The sequence below is a fragment of the Methylobacillus rhizosphaerae genome (genome assembly GCF_900187985.1).
GTDB classification, from domain to species: domain Bacteria; phylum Pseudomonadota; class Gammaproteobacteria; order Burkholderiales; family Methylophilaceae; genus Methylobacillus; species Methylobacillus rhizosphaerae.
Genome location: NZ_FZOA01000002.1, coordinates 270,585 through 289,824, shown reverse-complemented (window position 1 = coordinate 289,824; position 19,240 = coordinate 270,585). Strand labels below are relative to the sequence as shown.

Genomic DNA, 19,240 nt, shown 5'->3' with positions numbered 1-19,240 from the left:
GTTTATTTCGAGAATATGTCCGGAAAGCGTTGACAGGCATAAGACGGATCATTAATATAGCGGCTCTTTTTCGGGGGTATAGCTCAGCTGGGAGAGCGCTTGCATGGCATGCAAGAGGTCAGCGGTTCGATCCCGCTTATCTCCACCAAAAAAAGACATTTGTACTTGTACAAGTGTCGACGATAAGTCCCCATCGTCTAGAGGCCTAGGACATCGCCCTTTCACGGCGGTAACCGGGGTTCGAATCCCCGTGGGGACGCCAAAATAAAAAACCCGATGCAATCTGCATCGGGTTTTTTATTTACCGTGTTATCGAAATACCCAACCTGATCTGCGTATCCCTGTCCTTGTTGTAATCCAGCAAGGTTTCGCCATAGCCAGAGAAAAGCTGCAAATGTGCAAAAGTACCGGTGCGTGACAAAATACGGTCACTCAATGGGTATGAAATATCCAGTTGTCCTGTTGCATACCCTCGTGTTCCCTGGCGATAAAGACCAGTCAGCATCAGGCCATCTTCCCGCCCATAACGCAATTGCCAATCCACATAGCCGCGATAATGGGTAATGTCCGGGTTCTCATCCTTGTCGAGATACGTATAAATCTTGGGAGAAAATGTCAGGCGCTTGCCATTGGCAAGGTCAATATCCCAGCTTGGACGTACATAAGCGATATTGAGCGAACGCGAATCCACTCCGCCCTGCCCGTTGGACTCATGCTCCACCCCGATCCGCCATACATCCGGTAACACGCCACGCGATGCGCCAGCCCAGCGGTAAAAAATTCCGGGGCGGTAACTGGTGTCGCGGAACGGGCTGGAATCGCCCCCAATATCCCATAGCGTAGTCTGGGTATAGCTGAAGTAAAGGTTACTGAGGAAAGGCGCATATTGCGCAATTGATCCCTTGGGTTCGAATGGCCGGTATTTGAAGCTGATCTGGAAGCGCGCGTCGGCGCCATGGTCATCCCCGTGCCCGAACAGGAAATAAATCGGCTCCTCCGGGCTCAGGGCAGGCTCATCATCCGGTGCCGCAATTACCACCTGCGGCGCGGCATTCTGGCTGCCGCCATCATCTGGCTGGGATTCTTCTGCCTGTAGATCCTTGGATTGCACGATGGCAGCTGTCCCCGAGTTTGTACTCGCGAGCAGGAGCACAGTATTGGAAGGCTGCTCCACCAGCTCGGCGCGCACTATGCCGGCAAAATCCTGCTTGGGGGTACCTCGATAAACACGGCTGCTGGCACTAGCATTGTCAGTCTCCTGCAAGACCAGCTCCACTTCATCTGAAGCGCCGCTTCCAGCAAGGTGAAGTTTCACCGTAGCCGGCCATTGCGCAACACTCTCGGGTTTCACAAGCCTGAAGCCAAGACTCTGCCCAATATTGATCGCCTCGCCCTCCGAGGCCATCATCCATTGATCGTCCGCCAATGCAGACCACGAACAAAGCGCCATCATGACACCTGTCATGGCACTAGTAGAAAATCGGGTAAATAACATGTTGATTCCTGATACTGAATAGCTCAATCAGCACTATAACCGCCTGACAAGTATCAGGACAACTACCCGTCAACCTGGGACATCAGCATGCCTGACTGCCACAATCCGCTGCAATATTGCCGGATTTGGCGGCAATTGCAGCATGCCAGCTTCATAAGCCAGCACATTCAGCATGGGTGCAAACACCTCCACCAGCTCATTATCCTGCAACAGGAAATCCGGGTTGGCTGGACGGCCGTACTGTTCATGACCTTGCATAAAGGTTTCGTAAATCAAGATGCCACCCTCAGCAAGGCTGGAAGCCAAGACTGGCAACAAAGGCCGATGCAGGTAACGACAAACCAGAATAGCATCAAACAGCTGGCCAGGATATGGCCACTGGCCGGTTTCCAGGTCAGCAACCTTGATGCACACGGACGGGCTTGCCTGCTTGAGCGCATGTAAGGCATCTGCATCCCGGTCTACCGCTTCCACACTGTACCCCTGCCCCGCCAACCAGCTTGCATTGCGGCCGTGCCCTGCGGCAAGATCCAATATCCGCCCTCCCGGCCTGACATGATGAATATGCTGCACAAGCCAGGCAGAAGGTGGTGAAAGAGGCTGCATCTCAATCCTCTAATATATGGATATGGCGGGACTGCAAGCGGATACCAACCGGCTGTTGAATTGCCAGCGGCTCGGTAGCGGGATATTGCAATGCCAGCATGTCTTCTGTACCGGGTAACGCAACCGTCACCAGCCACTCATCACCGAGGCGAATCAGGTTGTGAACCGTTCCCCTGAGCGTACTGTCTGCCTGCTGGGATGGCTGCAGTGCCAATGCAGTCTGTGGCAGGCACCAACGCTGCACGCTGCCCAAAGGAAGCGCGCGTGGCAATGACAACGTCTGCTCCCCCAACGCAATGACGGCCTGCCCGGACGCACTACTCAGCACCCTACCCGTCAATATATTGCGAACACCCATGAACTCAGCCACGCGGCGATTGCGTGGAAACTGCAATACTTCTGCTGGCGTGCCATGCTGCAATATCCGGCCGTTGTCCATTACTGCCAGCCGGTCTGCCAGCAAGCTGGCCTCAGCGAGATTATGCGTGACCAGGATCATTGGGATACCCAGCTGTGGCTTGAGTTCAGCCAGCGTGAGATACAGTCCTTCGCGCGTGATACTGTCGAGCGCAGAGAAAGGTTCATCCAGCAACAAAATGCTGGGTTGGGCTGCCAGCGCCCGCGCCAGGGCCACACGCTGCTGCTGCCCTCCGGAAAGCTCGGACGGTTTGCGCCGGGCCAATGAGGCAAGCTGCACTTTTTCCAGCCATTCGCCAGCCCGGTTGATCTGCTCCTGCCTGGGTAATGTATGCAGCGCTGCCCGCACATTATCCAGCGCCGTCATGTGGGGAAACAATCCGTAGTGTTGCGGCACATAGCCGATACTGCGTTGCCGTGGAGACAATGCTGTCTTGCCACTGAACCAGGTCATGCCATTGAGGCTGATTTCACCCGAAGCCGCATGTTGTAAACCTGCAATCATGCGCAGCAGTGTAGATTTACCACAGCCGGATGGCCCGACAATGGCAAGCAACTCCCCGGCCACACAATCCAACGCTACTTCCAGCGCAAAAGGACGAGCCTGGCTGATATCCAGCCTGAATTCAGAGGTCATGATAACTGCCTCGGCGTCCAAAGCGCCGGGAAAGACTGTTGGCCAATGCCAGGACAATAATGGAGAACACCAGCAGCATCAGCGACATATTGCCTGCTGCTGCAAAATCCAGGGCCTGGACCCGGTCATAAATACTGATGGCAATAGTCTTGGTTTCTCCTGGCAGGCTGCCCCCCACCATCAATACGACCCCAAACTCTCCCAGCGTATGGGCAAACGTCAGCACAATCGCAGTCACAATCCCAGGCCAGGCCAGCGGCAATTCCACCGTCAGCAGGCTGCGTAACGGCGACATGCCGCAACATGCAGCGGCATCACGCACCTCCTGCGGGATGGATTCAAACCCCCGCTGGATAGGCTGCACGGCAAAGGGAATATTGACAATGATGGAGGCCACCAACAGTCCGGAAAAATGAAATACCAGCAAATGGCCAGTCCACTGCATCAGCCATTGTCCAAGCCAGGATTGGCTGCCCAGCCCGACAAGGAGGTAATAACCAACCACCGTAGGTGGCAGCACCAACGGCACAGCAAGTAACGCTTCGATCACGGGTTTGCCCACACATTGGCGATAGGCCAACCAACGCGCCACCAGCAGGGCCAATGGCACCAGCACCAGAATTGTCATGATGCCAAGCTTGAGTGACAGTCCGAGGGCAATCCAGTCCATGCCGCTCTACTCTCCCGGCAACGCAAAACCGTATTGACGGAACACTTCGCGTGCAGCTGGCTGCTGCAGGAATTCATAGAATGCCTTGGCACCAGCCTTGGCGTTTTTCAGCAGTACCATGCGCTGACGTTGCGGACTATGCCAGCTTTCCGGAATTTCTGCATATTTCACGGTATTGGCCAGTTGAGGAGACTTGACGAGAGAAAGCGCCACGATACCACCGTCAGTAGAACCGCTGATGGCAAATTGTGTCGCTTGGGCCACATTCTCTCCCAGCACCAGCCTGGGTTGAATCTGCTCCCACACGCCGGCATGTTTGAGTACTTCTACGGCACGGCGTCCATAAGGCGCATGCTCGGGATTGGCAATCGCAAAACGCTGCAGCTTGCCAGCGTTCAGGGCTGCCTGTAATCCCTTGAGTTCAGCATCAACATCCAGGGATGACTGCTTAGGTGCCACAATCACCAGGTGCCCTGTCGCGTACAATACCCCCTCATCCTGCGTGAAGCCGCCCGAATTCAACCTGAGCACATAATCTTCATCAGCAGAGAGGAACAGCTCAAATGGTGCGCCATTGCTGATCTGCGTAGTAATCGCACCTGATGCCGCATACGTGATGGCAGGTTTTTCATTGCCTTGTTTTTCATATACCTGGGATAACGCTTCCAGTGCAAACTTGAGATCCGCTGCAGCAGCCACACGAGCAGGTTCAGCTTGGGCAGCCTGGGTCAGTACCAGGCCAAATGACAATAACAGGCATAAAGCCAAGGATTTCATGATATATGCTTTCACTTGATGGAAATGAGATGATTAAATAATCAGCACCCGCATTATTTACCAAGAAATATAACGAAAAATATATAAGCTGACCAGTAGAAAATATGTCGACGCATGCAGATACCCTTCATCACCAGGCAACCCTGGAATGGCGCGAAGGACAACCCTATTCCCCGGTTTTCGGGGATGTCTATTTTTCCCGCGACAGCGGCCTGGATGAAACACGCCATGTATTCCTGCAACATAACCAGCTGCAAGAACGCTGGCAATGCCTGCAACAACCCTGTTTCACGATTGTGGAAACAGGTTTCGGCACCGGCCTGAATTTTCTTTGCGCCTGGCAATTATGGGAACAAACGGCACCAGCCGATGCACGCCTGCATTTTGTCAGCGTGGAAAAATATCCACTTTCTCATGAAGACCTGGCACGCGCCCTGGCTTTATGGCCGTCACTGGGCAGTTATCGTGACGCCCTGCTCGCGCAATACAAGCAGATCGTGCCCGGATGGCAGCGGCTGGTGTTTGCATCAGGCAAGGTTCAGCTCATCCTGATTGTGGGAGATGTGCTGGACTGCCTACCGCGACTGGGTGCTCATGCGGATGCCTGGTTCCTGGACGGCTTCGCCCCATCCCGCAATCCCGACATGTGGCAGCCGGCATTATTCAGCAACATGGCTGCCCATTCACATGCCGAGACTACCTTTGCCACCTTCACCAGCGCCGGCATAGTCAAGCGAGGTTTGCAGGCAGCCGGTTTTGAGGTGCATAAGGTAGCAGGCCATGGCCGCAAGCGCGAAATGTTGTGCGGACGCTTCACGAAAAATAAAAGATTGGCACCACAGCCCGGACGAGCCATCGTCATCGGTGGCGGCATTGCCGGAACGGCCACCAGTCGCGCGTTGGCTGAACGCGGTTGGCAGGTGACACTCATGGAGCAGGAAAATACCGTGGGTCAAAAAGCCTCCGGCAACCCACTAGGCGTGCTCTATCCCAAGCTCACCCGGCAGGATGTGCCATTGGGACGCTTGTCGCTCAACGGTTATTTGCACAGCCTGCGCCTGCTACAGCTTCTGGGCCTGCAGCAACAAGGACAGCATGATCGCTGCGGCATGCTGCAACTGGCCTATGATGAGCGGGAACAGGAGCGCTGCGACACTATCGCAGCCCAGGGTTATACGCCGGAGTTATTGCGCCGCGTCAATGCTGAAGAAGCCAGCCAGCTTGCCGGCACTGCCCTACTCCATGATGCGCTGTATTTCCCCGAAGCAGCTTGGGTCAGGCCGCGTGCCTATTGCGAGGCCCTGGCCAGCCACCCCAGCATCACAACCATGTTCACGACCCATGCCAGCAGGCTGCAACAGACCCCGGATGGATGGCAAGTCTGGAGCCAGCACACTCTATTAGCCGAAGCAGAAATCGTCATTCTTGCCAACGCAAACCAGATCATGGACTTCTCACAGAGCGCCCACCTTCCCTTGTCCGCAGTACGCGGCCAGGTCAGTCAATTACAGCCGCTGACCGATACGCCACCCCTGCGCACCCTCCTTTGCTCCGATGGCTATATTGGTCCACTACTGCCGGATGGCTATTGCCTGGGCGCAACTTTTACACCGGATGACCATGACACATCCGTGCGCGCGGCAGACCACGAACTGAACCTCGCCATGCTGGCACGCACTGCGCCTGAGCTGTATGCAAGCCTGATGCCGCAGATTCCTCAAGGTCGCGCGGCCATACGCTGCACCAGCCCCGACTACCTGCCCCTGGTCGGCCCTCTGTTTGACTATGCGCAACTGCAAGCCAGGCCGCCGCGCTACACAGCCGACCCCGTTTCCAGCCTGCCCTGGCTACCCGGCTTATACGTCAATACCGGTCATGGCTCCAAGGGCCTGACCACAGCCCCTCTCGCAGCCGAGATACTGGCTTGTGCCATCAGTGGCGAACCTGCTCCCGTGGATACAGCTTTGCTGGCTGCCCTGGACCCCAACCGTTTTGCGCTGCGCCAGTATGGGCTGAAACGCCTGGTACAGGGCCTTGCCTGCTATCCTGCCCACATCATGGAATGCCAGCAGGATGCCTCAATCTAGACTGCCTTATCCGGCACTACCCTTCTATGGTTTAATGCTGCCATGAACCCAGACCAGCTATTTCACTCCGCCCTGGAAGCCCATCGCCAGGGTCAGCTCCCCCAGGCAGAACGTCTTTATCGTCAGTTGCTGGCAGCCATGCCGCAACATGCCCATGGCCAGCACTATTTAGGTGTGCTTTGCCATCAGTGCGAACGATATCAGGAGGCCATTGAACATATCAGCGCCGCTATCCGCCTGCTGCCCGGCAATCCGGACCAGCACAACAATCTCGGGCTGGCGCTGCGTGCCAGTGGACAGCTTGAAGCTGCCATTCATCAATTCCAACAGGGGCTAAAATTGGCCCCCGATGATAACGATTTGCGGCAGAACCTGGCAGCAACACAACTTGCTGCCGACCAACCCGAAGCAGCGCTCCTCACTTATCGTGAAGCACTGCGATGCGCCCCTCAGGATGCAGACATCAGGACTGGCCTGCACCACGCATTGCAAGCGCTGGGCAACCATGCCCAGAAATCAGGCAATTTTCCCCAGGCAGCGCAATGCTTTCAGGAGCTGATGCAACTGGAGCCCGGAAATGCTGCGTGGCATTACAACCTGGGCAACGCATGGCGGGAGCAGGGACAGGCAATGCAGGCCGCCGCCTGCTACCGCCAGGCCCTAATTCTGGCCCCCGCAGATGCGGATATTCATAACAATCTGGGCAATGTATTGCGGGAATTACAGCAACTACCCGAAGCGATTGCCTGCTATGAACGCGCGCTTGAACTCAATCCAGAACTATTCCATGCCAGAGTACATCTGCTCCACCAGCGCCAGCACGCTTGTGACTGGCGTACACTTGATGAAGACATCCACGAAATCAGGCGCTGGGTACGCGAATTTCCCGATGCGCAGGTTTCTCCTTTTGCCTTTCTCGCGATGCCCGGGACTACCCCACAGGAACAATTGCAATGTGCCAAACAATGGACCCAGTCACGCCATGGCAAACTGTTAGGCAGCCCCCCTCTTTCCAGCAGGACTACACGCAACAAGGACAAGCTGCATATCGGCTATCTGTCCTGCGATTTCCGCCTGCACCCGCTGGCCTCGCTTGTGACTGAAATGCTGGAACGACACAACAGGGACAACTTCAGTATCAGCGCCTACTCCTATGGCATAGATGATGGAACACCAGCACGTAGGCGCCTGATGCAAGCAGTCGACAATTTTGTCGATATCCGCCCGCTATCAATCCAGCAGGCAGCACAACGCATCCATGCTGACCATGTAGACATCCTGATCGACCTGACCGGTTATACACAGGCCAGCCGCAGCGCCATCCTGGCCTTGCGTCCGGCTTCCATCCAGGCATCCTGGCTGGGCTTTCCCGGTACTATGGGCGCCACTTTCGTGGATTACCTGATCTCAGATGCCATACTGACGCCAGCCACAGCACAAGCAGACTATGCAGAAAAACTGGCATTGTTGCCGCACGCCTACCAGCCCAACGACACCCAACGACCAGTCGCCGACACTCCCAGCCGCGCGGCCTGTGGCCTGCCGGAACAGGGTTTTGTCTATTGCTGCTTCAACCAGAGCTTCAAGATCACGCCCGAAGTGTTTGCCTGCTGGATGCGCCTGCTGCACCACCAGCCTGGTAGCGTTCTCTGGTTGCTGGAGAGTAATACAACTGCCAGTGCAAACTTGCGCCAGACAGCGACATCGCACGGCATTGACCCAGGGCGGCTGATATTCGCCCCGCGCATCCCGCTCGATCAGCACCTTGCACGCCATGCCCATGCCGATCTGTTCCTGGACACACAGCCGTATAACGCCCATACCACAGCCAGCGACGCCTTGTGGATGGGTGTCCCGCTCCTGACCTGCCAGGGAACATCATTCGCCAGCCGTGTGGCAGCCAGCCTGCTGCACGCTGCAGGCCTGCCGGAACTCATCACCAGCAGCCTGGCAGACTACGAAGCCCTGGCGCGGAAACTTGCCTCATCCCCTGCGCTGCTACAGCAATATCGCCAGCACCTGCTGGCTGCCCGCACTTCATCACCCCTGTTTGATACTCCCGGCTTCACACGCGACCTGGAAACGCTCTATCGCACATGGTGGCAGGCGCACTGCAACACCTGAAACCCAGGCATTCAGCCTTACTACCGGATAAAGACACAGTTTATAATACTCAACATGAATCCAGACCTGAACAAATTACAGCCCTATCCTTTCCAGCGATTACGCGACCTGTTTGCAGGCGTAACGCCCAATGCGGAATATGCCCACATCAATCTCTCCATCGGTGAACCCAAGCATGCGACACCAGCGCTGATTTCCTCTGCACTCGCAGACAATCTTGCCGGGCTCGCCAGCTACCCGACCACCCTGGGCATAGCCTCCCTGCGCAACACCATTGCCCAGTGGCTGTCCAGGCGTTACCAGATTCCGGCATTGAATGCAGAGACTGAAATCATCCCAGTCAACGGCAGCCGGGAAGCACTGTTCGCATTTGCCCAGACAGTGATAGACAGCAGCCGTCCACAACCCATCGTCATCAGCCCCAACCCTTTCTACCAGATTTATGAGGGTGCAGCCTTTCTTGCCGGTGCAGAGCCTTATTTTCTCAACACATTGCCTGGCAACGACTTTGCCATGGAGTTCAACACCGTCCCGGAAAGTGTGCTGCAACGCACGCAACTGGTGTATGTCTGCTCCCCCGGCAACCCTTCCGGCAAAGTACTGACACTGGATCAGTGGCGTGAAATCTTCTCGCTGTCTGATCGTTATGGCTTTGTCATTGCAGCCGATGAATGCTATTCAGAAATCTATTTTGATGAAACCAACCCACCACTGGGCGCATTGCAGGCCGCCCGCCTGCTCGGCCGCGACTATACACGGCTGGTGGTATTCAGCTCGCTCTCCAAACGCTCCAACGTACCCGGCATGCGTTCCGGTTTTGTCGCAGGCGATGCCCAGCTGCTGGAAAAATTCCTGCTCTACCGCACTTATCACGGCTGCGCCATGAACCCGGCAGTGCAGGCTGCCAGCGCAGCAGCATGGCAGGACGAAGTGCACGTGGTGGAAAACCGCCGCCTGTATGCAGAAAAATTCGCCACCGTCACGCCGATACTGCAGGAAGTGCTGGATGTCGAACTGCCAGATGCTGCCTTCTACCTCTGGGCCTACACCAACCAGTCAGACACTGATTTTGCCTTGCAGTTGTATCGCGACTATAACGTCACCGTGCTGCCCGGCAGCTTCCTCGCGCGTGAAGCACATGGCGTCAATCCAGGACAAGGATTTGTCCGCATTGCGCTGGTAGCATCATTGGCAGAATGCGTAGAAGCCGCCGAGCGTATCCGGCACATGCTGCAATCATAGAAAGTAGGCAATCAATCAAGTTTGACTATTTGATTCAGTACCCCAGACGAAATGAAACGGTTATATGATGCAGTTTAATTTTACTGTTTGAGAAAGCTGGAGCTGGAGTAGCTCGCTCCGCTCCTAATGATTTACAGTAACTTTTGAGATTTATTATGTAGTGTCATTATCTGCAAAATTAGGGTGCGCCATAATATTTAAAAATAATGAAATCAATCATTTACAAAACAACAACCAGTTTATACACCCCAGAGGTGCATTTCTCGTGCATTTTTAGGGTGTCTACTTTTAGTTGGGCATCAGGAAGAGACCATGTTTGTTTTTGAGATCACCATCCCTGGCACATGGCTCGACTCGGATGACAGAGACTGGGCTTGGCGAGTTGAGGGACAGCTTCGCTCTCTCGAGTCTCAGTTCTTTGAGGCCAACGCGGCGCTCAATTTGTTCGCCAGTGTCCAGTCGATCCGCCCCTCCTTCGCAGGTCGAGAAGTTTGGGAGCGTGACTCGCAGCGTCGTGCAGAGATTCAACGCGCAGTCGAACAAGAACTTGGCGGTCGCATGTCTCATGAAGATTGGGAGGCGATTCACTTCGAGGCAGAGGTCCGCTTCAAGCGGGAAAAGTGGTCTAACGGTGGCATCCCTCGTGAGTTTGAACACAACCTGCCGTTTATCTATGCGCGCGCGTTTCTGTACGCCCTCGATGCATTCGATAAGTTTCTTGGCGTGCTAGCAAAGGAGCCGGATGTCCCCCTGAGGGTTGCTGAACTACACGAGCAGATCGCCGCAAACTTTCCGGATCTTCGTGGAGTCCGTAATACATCTCAGCACCTTGAAGACCGCTCAAGAGGGCTCGGAGCAGGAAGAAACCCACAACCGCTTGAGCTGAAGCCCATTGCAAACAATCTCATCAATGCTCCAGGAGGCGCACTTGTGCTTAATTGCCTGAATGGCTCCAAATATGGTTCCACTATGGCCGATGGGCACTACGGGGAAGTTGATGTCTCGCCAGAATCAATGCAACGTTTGCAATCTGTTCTTCACGAGTTGCTATCTCTTTTCAAGTGGCACGGTCCGAAGCGGCACGCGCCAAGCGCCTGATGCCCAACCCGTCATTGCAGCGGACCGCCTACGGCGGCCTCTGAATTCCAACGTTATGTGCCAAAGGAGTATCGCTATTCATTCCGAGAACCCACATATCAAGCAACTGTTTGTACTGGTTACCGCATCACTTGCTAAAGGCTTATCCGCCCTTGCCAATGGAAAAAGTACTTATAGTGCATCGGCCATGGAGAAATACTCCCAAGATATATTTGGACGGGTTGCAGAAATTGACAATGCGTTTAAAAATATAAATATCACACTTGAGTACCTTGGTAAAAATACATACACAAATTCCGAATATAGCTTTTCCGAGCATCATGCACTACACGTCGAGAATTTTTTACTTAGGCTAACTAGTGTGGTAGACCGCTCCTACCTATTAGCCGGATCAACCATGCTCATGGAAAACAGCAACATTGAACGACTTGGAGGAAATGGGAGAGTGTATAAAGAGCTAAAGGATTTCTCTCCAAGCTCTTCTGAGATATTAAAAAACATGGAAGATGCTATAGGCCATCTGCGAGAGCCTAGAAACAAAGTGGCTCACCAAGCCGGTTATTCCAGTAAAAATCTATGCATTTTACAAGCAATTGAAAATTCAAAAATTGAGTCTATTTCAATAAAGCAAATTACAGACACAATGTCATACGACGACATCAAAGAACTCGTAATAGCTGACTCACTTGAGAAACTTCAAAGTGCCGCCTCAGCTCTGGATGGCCTCGTTACCGAGCTGATTAATAGCTTATCTTTTGTCTATTCCGGCCTGCTAAAAGGCACATAACAACTGGTTCAAATCACTCGCTTCGCTCGCTGGGACGGGCTAAAGCCCGCCCCTTAACCAAACGTTAGGAAACACCTGCGATGTAGAACATGTTCCAGTAAGCCGTGGATGGTTCGGCCATCCCAGTCTCGTTGTTTTCGTTATTTGTCAGCCTTGTGAAATAATGGGATCAGACTCAATTTCTCCTGCGACCCTTGTCATGCCGGACTTGATTCGGCATCTTTCTGTATTCCAGCATATCCACGAGATTCCGGCTCAGGGGCTGGGATGACAAAGATATTACAGCTAATCGACATAGCCAAAGAGTCGGATTTGTTCGATCTCATATACCAAGAGTTGTACTATCAGCTAGCTTTACTAGCTATCAGGAACTCCTCAATCATCCGCCCTGCTTGCGCATATAGGCTCTCACTCAGGCAATCCAGCATCATGGTGTCGTCCATGCCTCGCAGCCAGGTGAGCTGGCGTTTGGCAAGCTGCCTTGTCGCGGCGATGCCCTGCTCCCGCCATTCATCTGCGTCAATATTGCCTGCGATATATTCCAGCGTCTGCCGGTAACCCACGCAGCGCATGGAGGTCATATCCGGGTGCAGGTCGGGATATTTTTTCAATAAGCCTTGTACTTCTTCCAGCAAACCACCTTGCATCATGGCGATAAAGCGTTCGGCAATGCGAGCATGCAGCACGGCACGCTCGGAAGGTTGCAGGGCGATCTTGAGTAATTGGTAAGGCAGGGTTTCCAGCGATTGCTGCTGGTGCAGGGCGGCCATGGTCTGCCCGGTCAGCCGATAGACTTCCAGCGCGCGTTGTATGCGTTGCGAATCTGCTGGCTGCAAACGTGCGGCGGTTTCCGGGTCGATGGCAGCCAGTTTGGCATGCATGGCTGGCCAACCGATTTGCTCCGCCTCTTTGTCCAGTGCTGCGCGTATGCCGGCATCAGCCTCCGGCAGGCCGCTCAGGCCTTGCTGCAAGGCGCGAAAGTACAGCATGGTGCCGCCGACAAGCAATGGCACTTTGCCCCGGGCGGTAATCTCCGCCATCAGGCACAAGGCATCGGCACGGAACTGCGCGGCGGAATAGGCCTGCAAGGGGTCAATCACATCGATCAGGTGGTGCGGCGCGCGTTGCAATATTTCCGGCTCAGGCTTGGCTGTGCCGATATTCATGTCCCGGTAAACCAATGCGGAATCCACACTGATGATTTCCAGCGGCAGGGATTGCACCAGCTCTACCGCGAGGCCGGTCTTGCCACTGGCGGTCGGCCCCATGAGGAAAATGGCAAGAGGCAAAGGGTTCGATATGGATGACATGGCTACCCTACTTGCCACGCATGAACATCTTGTCCAGCTCAGCCATGGTGACCTGAAACCAGGTAGGACGCCCGTGATTGCATTGTCCTGAACGTTCAGTCGCTTCCATATCTCGCAACAGTGCATTCATCTCGGGAATGGCGAGGATACGATTAGCACGGACAGCGGCATGACACGCCATGGTGCCAAGCAATTCGTTGCGCCGCTCCGCCAATGCCCGGCTCGCACCATACTGACGCAAGTCATTCAGCACATCTCTTGCCAATGCAACTGCATCCGCATCTTTGAGCATCAGCGGCACCGAGCGTACCGCCAACGTCGTCGGGGACAGCACGGCAATATCAAACCCCAGTTGCGTCAGCCCATTATCCGGCAGTGATTGTTGCTCCTGCACAGTGGCAACCTCCAGTCGATCCGCATGGAAACTGACAGGCAGCAACAACGGCTGTGTAGGAACGCGGCTGGCATCCAGTGCATTCTTGAGTTTTTCGTACATGATGCGCTCGTGCGCTGCATGCATATCCACCACGATCAGGCCCAGCTTATTCTGGGCAAGAATATAAACACCATGAATCTGCGCCACGGCAAAGCCAAGCGGGAAATCCTGTCCAGCGTCATGCAGTGCTGGTGATACACCAACCTGTGGTGGCATAGGTAGCACATCAGCGGTATTGGCCCGCAGTGCTTCAGGAGATGAGGCTGGAGTACCAAACAATGTCTGGTAGAAACTACCGGATGACTCGCTCGCGCGTAAATCCATATTGCTCTGGAAGCGTGGGTAGCTAGCGGCAGTACTGATAGCCTCCGTCTCGCTTATCATGGCTAATTCGGGTGCCAGTGAGCTGGCAATCCCGACAGGGGCAGCCAGCACCTTGTTCAGTGCATGAAAAATGAAACGGTGTACGGATTGCCCATCACGGAAGCGTACTTCTGTCTTGCTGGGATGAACATTGACATCCACCAGCGCCGGATCAAGCTCCAGGAACAACACAAACACCGGGTGACGATCGTGGTGCAATACATCCTGGTATGCCTGGCGTATGGCGTGACTGATGAGTTTGTCTCGAACAAAACGTCCGTTGACATAGACATATTGCGTATCCCGCGCATGGCGGGAAAACGTGGGTTTGGCAGCCATGCCCCAGAATCTCAGCCCTGCTGCCGATTCATCCAGATAAAATGCTTTTGCAGCAAACTCCTTGCCCAGCACATCCTCAAAGCGTTTTTGCGCTTCTGCTGCTGCCAGGCGCATAGTGGCACGACCGTTATGCTGCAAGAGGAAGCTGACATCCGGGCGTGAAAGCGCGATGCGGCGGAAAGTTTCCTCGCAATGCCCGAATTCGGTATTTTCAGTCTTGAGAAATTTGCGCCGCGCAGGCGTGTTGAAATACAGGTCCTGGATATCAACGAGAGTGCCTGCATCCAGTGCAGCAGGCTCTATTTCTGTAATGAACGATCCTTCAGAAGTAATACGCCAGGCATGCTTCTCACTGGCGTGCGCGCTGATGAGCTGGGCGCGGGAAATCGCTGCGATACTGGCAAGCGCTTCACCACGAAACCCCAGGCTGGCTACACTTTCCAGGTCTTCCAGGCTGGCAATCTTGCTGGTGGCGTGGCGGGTCAATGCCAGCTGCAACTCTTCGCGCGCAATCCCGCAGCCATTGTCGCTGACCCGCATTTGCTTGATTCCGCCAGATTGCAGGACAACTGCAATATCCGTGCTGCCTGCATCCAGGCTGTTTTCCAGGATTTCCTTGAGCGCAGAAGCCGGGCGCTCGACAACTTCGCCTGCGGCAATCTGGCTGATTAACTGATCGGGGAGTAGCTTGATGGATGGCATACTGGGAAGCACCGGGGCTTGAAGACTATCAAGCGCCCTATTCTACCTCCTGCACGCCATACTACGCCAATCTAGAGTCCATCAATAAAGCGCAGGCCATATTTCTTGACATCGGTATCGGCCACCACCTCTGACTCAAGACCGACTTTTTGTGCCAGCAGGTCCACGGGGACAAACTCGGGCGGCGCTACCAGCAAATCATCAGCAACCTGACGCAGGGCTTCTACCGCTTTGCCCTCTAAATGTGCATCGCGCCCTGCTTCGCTGCCAAATGTATCAAAAATCACATAGAGGTTTTCTGCCGCCTTGAAGGCATACCAGGTTTTGGTTTCATCCTCATCCTTGACCACAGGCAGGGTTTGTTTCAGAAAACTTTCAAGCTCCTGGCGTTTTTCCGGACGTGCTTCCAGCTTGATGTACAGCGCATATTTACTCATTGCTATCTTCCTTGGTTACCGCATTCGCGTACTTTTGGTACGCACCTTTTATGCCAGCTTGGGTTACTGGCCGGGAATTTCCATCACGCCCTGACTTTGTGTAAATCGCCGGGGACAATGGATATTCCATTTCTCTTGTATTGTCACTCTCATATCTGAGTGCTTTTGCAGCAAAAAGTTTTACTCACTGATCCAGCCCTACTTCTCGACAACCCTAGTTTTGGCCAGAGGCGGATTGGCAGCCAGATATTTTTTTATCCCGGACAATATGGAACGCACCAGTTTGTCCTGATGTGCACTGTCATTCAGTTTACGCTCTTCCTCCGGATTGGTGATAAAGGCAGTTTCCACCAGAATCGAAGGCACATCTGGCGACTTCAGCACAGCAAAGCCTGCCTGCTCGACATGGCGTTTATGCAACGGGTTGATGGTTCCCATATGGTCAAGCACCAGCTTACCCATTTTGAGGCTGTCATTGATCGTGGCAGTCTGCGACAAATCAAGCAAGGTACGCGCAAGGTAAGGGTCCTTCACCCCGAAACTGACGCCCCCGATCAGGTCAGATTCATTTTCCCGCTGGGCAAGCAAACGCGCCATGGCACTGGTAGCACCGTTTTCCGACAATGCGAATACGGATGAGCCTCGCGCCTGCGCACTCAAGGCTGCATCTGCATGGATAGACACAAACAGATCAGCCTTCAGGTTACGTGCTTTCACCACCCGGCCATGCAAGGGAATAAAATAATCGCCATCACGGGTCAGTACACCACGCAGGTTCGGTTCCGCATCAATCGCAGCCTTGAGCTTCTTGGCGATTGCCAGTGTGACATTCTTCTCATATGACCCTCTCGCGCCCTTCGCGCCTGGGTCTTCACCACCATGACCGGCATCCACCGCGATCGTAATCATGCGTGCATCTGGTTTTTTATTGACGGATGGCGCCACAACCGCAGCGGGGTTGGACGTACCTGGCAACTCCGGCACCACTTCTGTCATCGTCGATGTTTCCGGCACAACAGAAACCTCGGGCACTGGCGCAGCGATGCTGTCTGGCTTGTCACGTTGTTCCAGCATTGCCATCACCGGGTCTTGTACCGGATAAATATCCAACACCAGCCTATGCTGATAATCACCTGCCGGAGGCAAAGTAAAAACCTGGGGCTTGATTTCAGCCTTGAGGTCCACCACGATGCGCACGACGCCCGGTTTGAAGTTGCCCACGCGTACCTGTTGGATATAAGGATCATTGGGACTGATTTTGTCGCTGATACTCTTGAGTACAGTGCCCAGTTCAACATTCTCCAGGTCCAGTACCAAGCGTGACGGATCCTTCAGCATCACCATCTGGTGGTTCACGGATTTACTGGTTTCCAGGGTCATGCGTGTGTAATCCGCAGCCGGCCATACGCGGACTGCGGATACTTGTATGGTTTCTGCTGCGCTGCCGGACAAGTGGCTGAATAACAGCACCAGAGCAAGCAAGCAGGCTAAGAAACGGTATTGAGTGTAGCGATACATTGGTTTCCTGAATCAGTATTGGCAGTGATCAGCACCCGCCTGCCTTGCCCTTCAGCATGCAGGTGGATATCAATATCAGGAGCAGGTAATAATGACTGCGCCTTTTCTGGCCATTCGACCAGACATAGGGATTCCGGGTTGAAATAATCTCTGAATCCGGCAGCATCCCATTCTTCCGGATCAATAAATCTGTATAAATCAAAGTGATATAAGTTTAATGTAGAAACCACATAAGGTTCAACCAGTGTATAGGTTGGGCTTTTCACCCGGCCTGTGTGTCCCAGAGCATGCAGCACCCCCCGCACCAGCGTGGTTTTGCCCGCTCCAAGATCACCGTGCAGGTAGATGTTCAGTCCCGGCACCAGTACTTGAGCCAGTTTTGCGCCCAATGCAAGTGTAGCTGCTTCATCCGGCAAGGTCAGTGTAAAATCGTCAGGCATATGTCTCAAATTCTAAACAATTTGCAAACTCTCGCGGCTGATATCAAACGCTGGGGGCTGGAACTTGGTTTTGGCCAGATCGGAATCACTGATACCGACCTCTCAGCTGCCGAACCACGCCACCGCGAGTGGCTGGAAAAAGGTTTCCACGGCGCCATGGATTATATGGCAAAACACGGCGAGAAACGCACTCGACCGGCAGAATTGGTACCCGGCACAGTGCGGATCATCTCTGCACGCATGGACTATATGCCGCCCGAAGCACGCGACAGCGAAGAAGTCATACAGGACTCCAACCTGGCCTTTATCTCTCGCTATGCACTCGGGCGTGATTATCACAAGGTACTACGCAATCGCTTGCAGAAGCTCAGTGAAAAAATTGCCGAAGCCATAGGCCCGTTTGGCTATCGTGTCTTCACCGATAGTGCGCCTGTGCTGGAAGTGGAACTGGCACAGAAAGCCGGGCTGGGCTGGCGCGGCAAGCATACCTTGCTGCTGTCACGCAGCGCCGGGTCCTGGTTTTTTCTCGGCGAAATCTATATTGATCTGCCATTGCCCGTGGATGAACCCAGTTCCGGCCATTGCGGCAAGTGTACCGCATGCATCGACATATGCCCGACCCAGGCCATTGTCGCGCCCTACCAGGTGGATGCGCGCCGGTGTATTTCGTATCTCACCATCGAATTGAAGGATAGTATTCCCGAACAATTGCGCCCCCTGATAGGCAATCGCGTTTATGGATGTGATGACTGTCAGCTGACTTGCCCCTGGAACCGCTTCTCTCACCTCACGGAACAACCTGATTTCCAGGTGCGCCACGGCCTGGACAATATCAGCCTGGTGGAGCTGTTCAGCTGGGACGAAGCCACATTCAAGGACAGGATGGCAGGCAGTGCAATCTACCGCATCGGCCACGTCCAGTGGTTGCGCAATATCGCTGTTGGCCTGGGCAATGCCAGGACAACGCCCGAAGTGGTACAGGCCCTGGAAGATCGCCGCCATGATCCTTCTGAGCTGGTACGGGAGCACGTAGCCTGGGCATTGAAACAGCATGAAATCCAGTCATGAGACTGGTTTCAAGCTCGGGGTATCGATTGTGCCACCTTGCAATTGAAAGGTAGCCATCAAAAGAAAAAGGCCCTGAAGGGCCTTTGATCATTATTGTGTCTTGCTGGTGCGCTGTGGTACTGCGGCTGGCTTGGGGTTTGCGTTCTTTTTTTCCAGAGCCTGCTTCTCTTCAGCTGTCAGCACTTTCATGACGCAGGTTTCGGTGCCATAACTGCCGCCGCTATCATCAGGCTCGAAATATTCCTTGCGGAAGCTCCATCTGTCCTTGCCTATTTTCTTGATCGTAGCAATGCCTGTGCTATGGTCAACATTGTTCTTTTTATCACGAATATTGAAGCTGATCGCCATGCGGTTACCCACCACAACAGCCTGCCCGTGATATACCGTGGAATTCACGGTTTCAGTTTCATAATAATAGGCGCCAAATTTGCCATGGCTGCTGACACGGTTCAATCTTAATGCCACCACCACGTCATAAGCACCAATTGAAGAGTTCTCACCTTTGCACTCATAAAGGCCAGTGTAATTCACTCCAGTAAACGTAGGTTTAGCTTGCACCAGGCTGGAAAACGCCAGCATGGCCGAAACAACAACTATTTTTTTCATTAGGGGAAACTCGGATTGTTGTAGCAATAACAATCTATTGTAACGCCTATATGCACCATCTCGACAAGACAAGGGGAAAAT

17 protein-coding genes and 2 tRNA genes are annotated in these 19,240 nt (G+C 54.0%); 8 read left to right on the top strand and 11 right to left on the bottom strand.

Annotation, left to right across the window (positions count from 1 at the left end; translation table 11 throughout):
- Positions 1-72 precede the first annotated feature (72 nt).
- Positions 73-148 (top strand) — tRNA-Ala (locus tag CHB59_RS03580).
- Positions 149-186: 38 nt separating this feature from the next.
- Positions 187-262 (top strand) — tRNA-Glu (locus CHB59_RS03575).
- A 39-nt stretch (positions 263-301) separates the two neighbouring features.
- On the opposite strand, the gene CHB59_RS03570 is transcribed toward CHB59_RS03575, so the two are convergent.
- The 5 genes from CHB59_RS03570 to modA form a co-directional block, all read right to left on the bottom strand.
- Positions 302-1,495: a phospholipase A gene (locus CHB59_RS03570; protein WP_245835020.1), complete on the bottom strand. Its 1,194-nt coding sequence runs from the start codon at positions 1,493-1,495 to the stop codon at positions 302-304.
- 69 nt (positions 1,496-1,564) lie between these two features.
- The gene (locus CHB59_RS03565) at positions 1,565-2,101 is read right to left on the bottom strand and encodes a class I SAM-dependent methyltransferase (RefSeq protein WP_089374860.1); all 537 of its coding nucleotides are present in this window, start codon (positions 2,099-2,101) and stop codon (positions 1,565-1,567) included.
- A gap of 1 nt (position 2,102) precedes the next feature.
- Entirely contained in the window at positions 2,103-3,155 is a 1,053-nt protein-coding gene (locus CHB59_RS03560; protein ID WP_179212057.1) for an ABC transporter ATP-binding protein, read from the bottom strand.
- The gene (gene modB / locus CHB59_RS03555; protein WP_089374859.1) at positions 3,145-3,825 is read right to left on the bottom strand and encodes a molybdate ABC transporter permease subunit; all 681 of its coding nucleotides are present in this window, start codon (positions 3,823-3,825) and stop codon (positions 3,145-3,147) included. Before modB ends, CHB59_RS03560 begins: the two co-directional genes overlap by 11 nt.
- 6 nt (positions 3,826-3,831) lie before the next feature.
- Positions 3,832-4,602, bottom strand: coding sequence for a molybdate ABC transporter substrate-binding protein (gene modA / locus CHB59_RS03550; protein ID WP_089374858.1), 771 nt, complete (start codon positions 4,600-4,602; stop codon positions 3,832-3,834).
- Positions 4,603-4,706: 104 nt separating this feature from the next.
- Here modA and mnmC point away from each other — a divergent pair, with 104 nt between their 5' ends.
- The 5 genes from mnmC (at position 4,707) to CHB59_RS03525 (ending at position 11,940) form a co-directional block, all read left to right on the top strand.
- Entirely contained in the window at positions 4,707-6,689 is a 1,983-nt protein-coding gene (gene mnmC / locus CHB59_RS03545) for a bifunctional tRNA (5-methylaminomethyl-2-thiouridine)(34)-methyltransferase MnmC2/FAD-dependent 5-carboxymethylaminomethyl-2-thiouridine(34) oxidoreductase MnmC1 (RefSeq protein ID WP_089374857.1), read from the top strand.
- A 42-nt stretch (positions 6,690-6,731) separates the two neighbouring features.
- Positions 6,732-8,813, top strand: a complete 2,082-nt coding sequence (locus tag CHB59_RS03540; protein WP_089374856.1) for an O-linked N-acetylglucosamine transferase, SPINDLY family protein — start codon at positions 6,732-6,734, stop codon at positions 8,811-8,813.
- Between the two features lie 54 nt (positions 8,814-8,867).
- Complete coding sequence (dapC, locus tag CHB59_RS03535) at positions 8,868-10,055, top strand: succinyldiaminopimelate transaminase (RefSeq protein WP_089374855.1); 1,188 nt, start codon at positions 8,868-8,870, stop codon at positions 10,053-10,055.
- A 312-nt stretch (positions 10,056-10,367) separates the two neighbouring features.
- Positions 10,368-11,153 (top strand): hypothetical protein, encoded by a 786-nt coding sequence (locus tag CHB59_RS03530; protein ID WP_089374854.1) that lies wholly within the window; start codon positions 10,368-10,370, stop codon positions 11,151-11,153.
- A gap of 55 nt (positions 11,154-11,208) precedes the next feature.
- The gene (locus CHB59_RS03525; RefSeq protein WP_089374853.1) at positions 11,209-11,940 is read left to right on the top strand and encodes a Cthe_2314 family HEPN domain-containing protein; all 732 of its coding nucleotides are present in this window, start codon (positions 11,209-11,211) and stop codon (positions 11,938-11,940) included.
- Between the two features lie 344 nt (positions 11,941-12,284).
- On the opposite strand, the gene miaA is transcribed toward CHB59_RS03525, so the two are convergent.
- The 5 genes from miaA to tsaE all read right to left on the bottom strand — a co-directional run bounded on the left by miaA (position 12,285) and on the right by tsaE (position 17,485).
- Positions 12,285-13,250 carry a tRNA (adenosine(37)-N6)-dimethylallyltransferase MiaA gene (gene miaA, locus CHB59_RS03520; RefSeq protein ID WP_089374852.1) on the bottom strand — a complete coding sequence of 322 codons (966 nt, stop codon included), beginning with the start codon at positions 13,248-13,250 and terminating at the stop codon, positions 12,285-12,287.
- Positions 13,251-13,257: 7 nt separating this feature from the next.
- Positions 13,258-15,090, bottom strand: coding sequence for a DNA mismatch repair endonuclease MutL (mutL, locus tag CHB59_RS03515; protein ID WP_089374851.1), 1,833 nt, complete (start codon positions 15,088-15,090; stop codon positions 13,258-13,260).
- Positions 15,091-15,161: 71 nt separating this feature from the next.
- Entirely contained in the window at positions 15,162-15,527 is a 366-nt protein-coding gene (locus CHB59_RS03510; protein ID WP_089374850.1) for a putative quinol monooxygenase, read from the bottom strand.
- Between the two features lie 198 nt (positions 15,528-15,725).
- Entirely contained in the window at positions 15,726-17,045 is a 1,320-nt protein-coding gene (locus CHB59_RS03505) for an N-acetylmuramoyl-L-alanine amidase (RefSeq protein ID WP_089374849.1), read from the bottom strand.
- Entirely contained in the window at positions 17,015-17,485 is a 471-nt protein-coding gene (gene tsaE / locus CHB59_RS03500) for a tRNA (adenosine(37)-N6)-threonylcarbamoyltransferase complex ATPase subunit type 1 TsaE (RefSeq protein WP_089374848.1), read from the bottom strand. The genes CHB59_RS03505 and tsaE overlap by 31 nt, the downstream gene beginning before the upstream one ends.
- Between tsaE and queG the strand changes: the two genes are divergently transcribed.
- The gene (queG, locus tag CHB59_RS03495) at positions 17,486-18,553 is read left to right on the top strand and encodes a tRNA epoxyqueuosine(34) reductase QueG (protein ID WP_089374847.1); all 1,068 of its coding nucleotides are present in this window, start codon (positions 17,486-17,488) and stop codon (positions 18,551-18,553) included.
- Positions 18,554-18,643: 90 nt separating this feature from the next.
- On the opposite strand, the gene CHB59_RS03490 is transcribed toward queG, so the two are convergent.
- Positions 18,644-19,159 (bottom strand): hypothetical protein, encoded by a 516-nt coding sequence (locus CHB59_RS03490; protein ID WP_089374846.1) that lies wholly within the window; start codon positions 19,157-19,159, stop codon positions 18,644-18,646.
- Positions 19,160-19,240 lie beyond the last annotated feature (81 nt).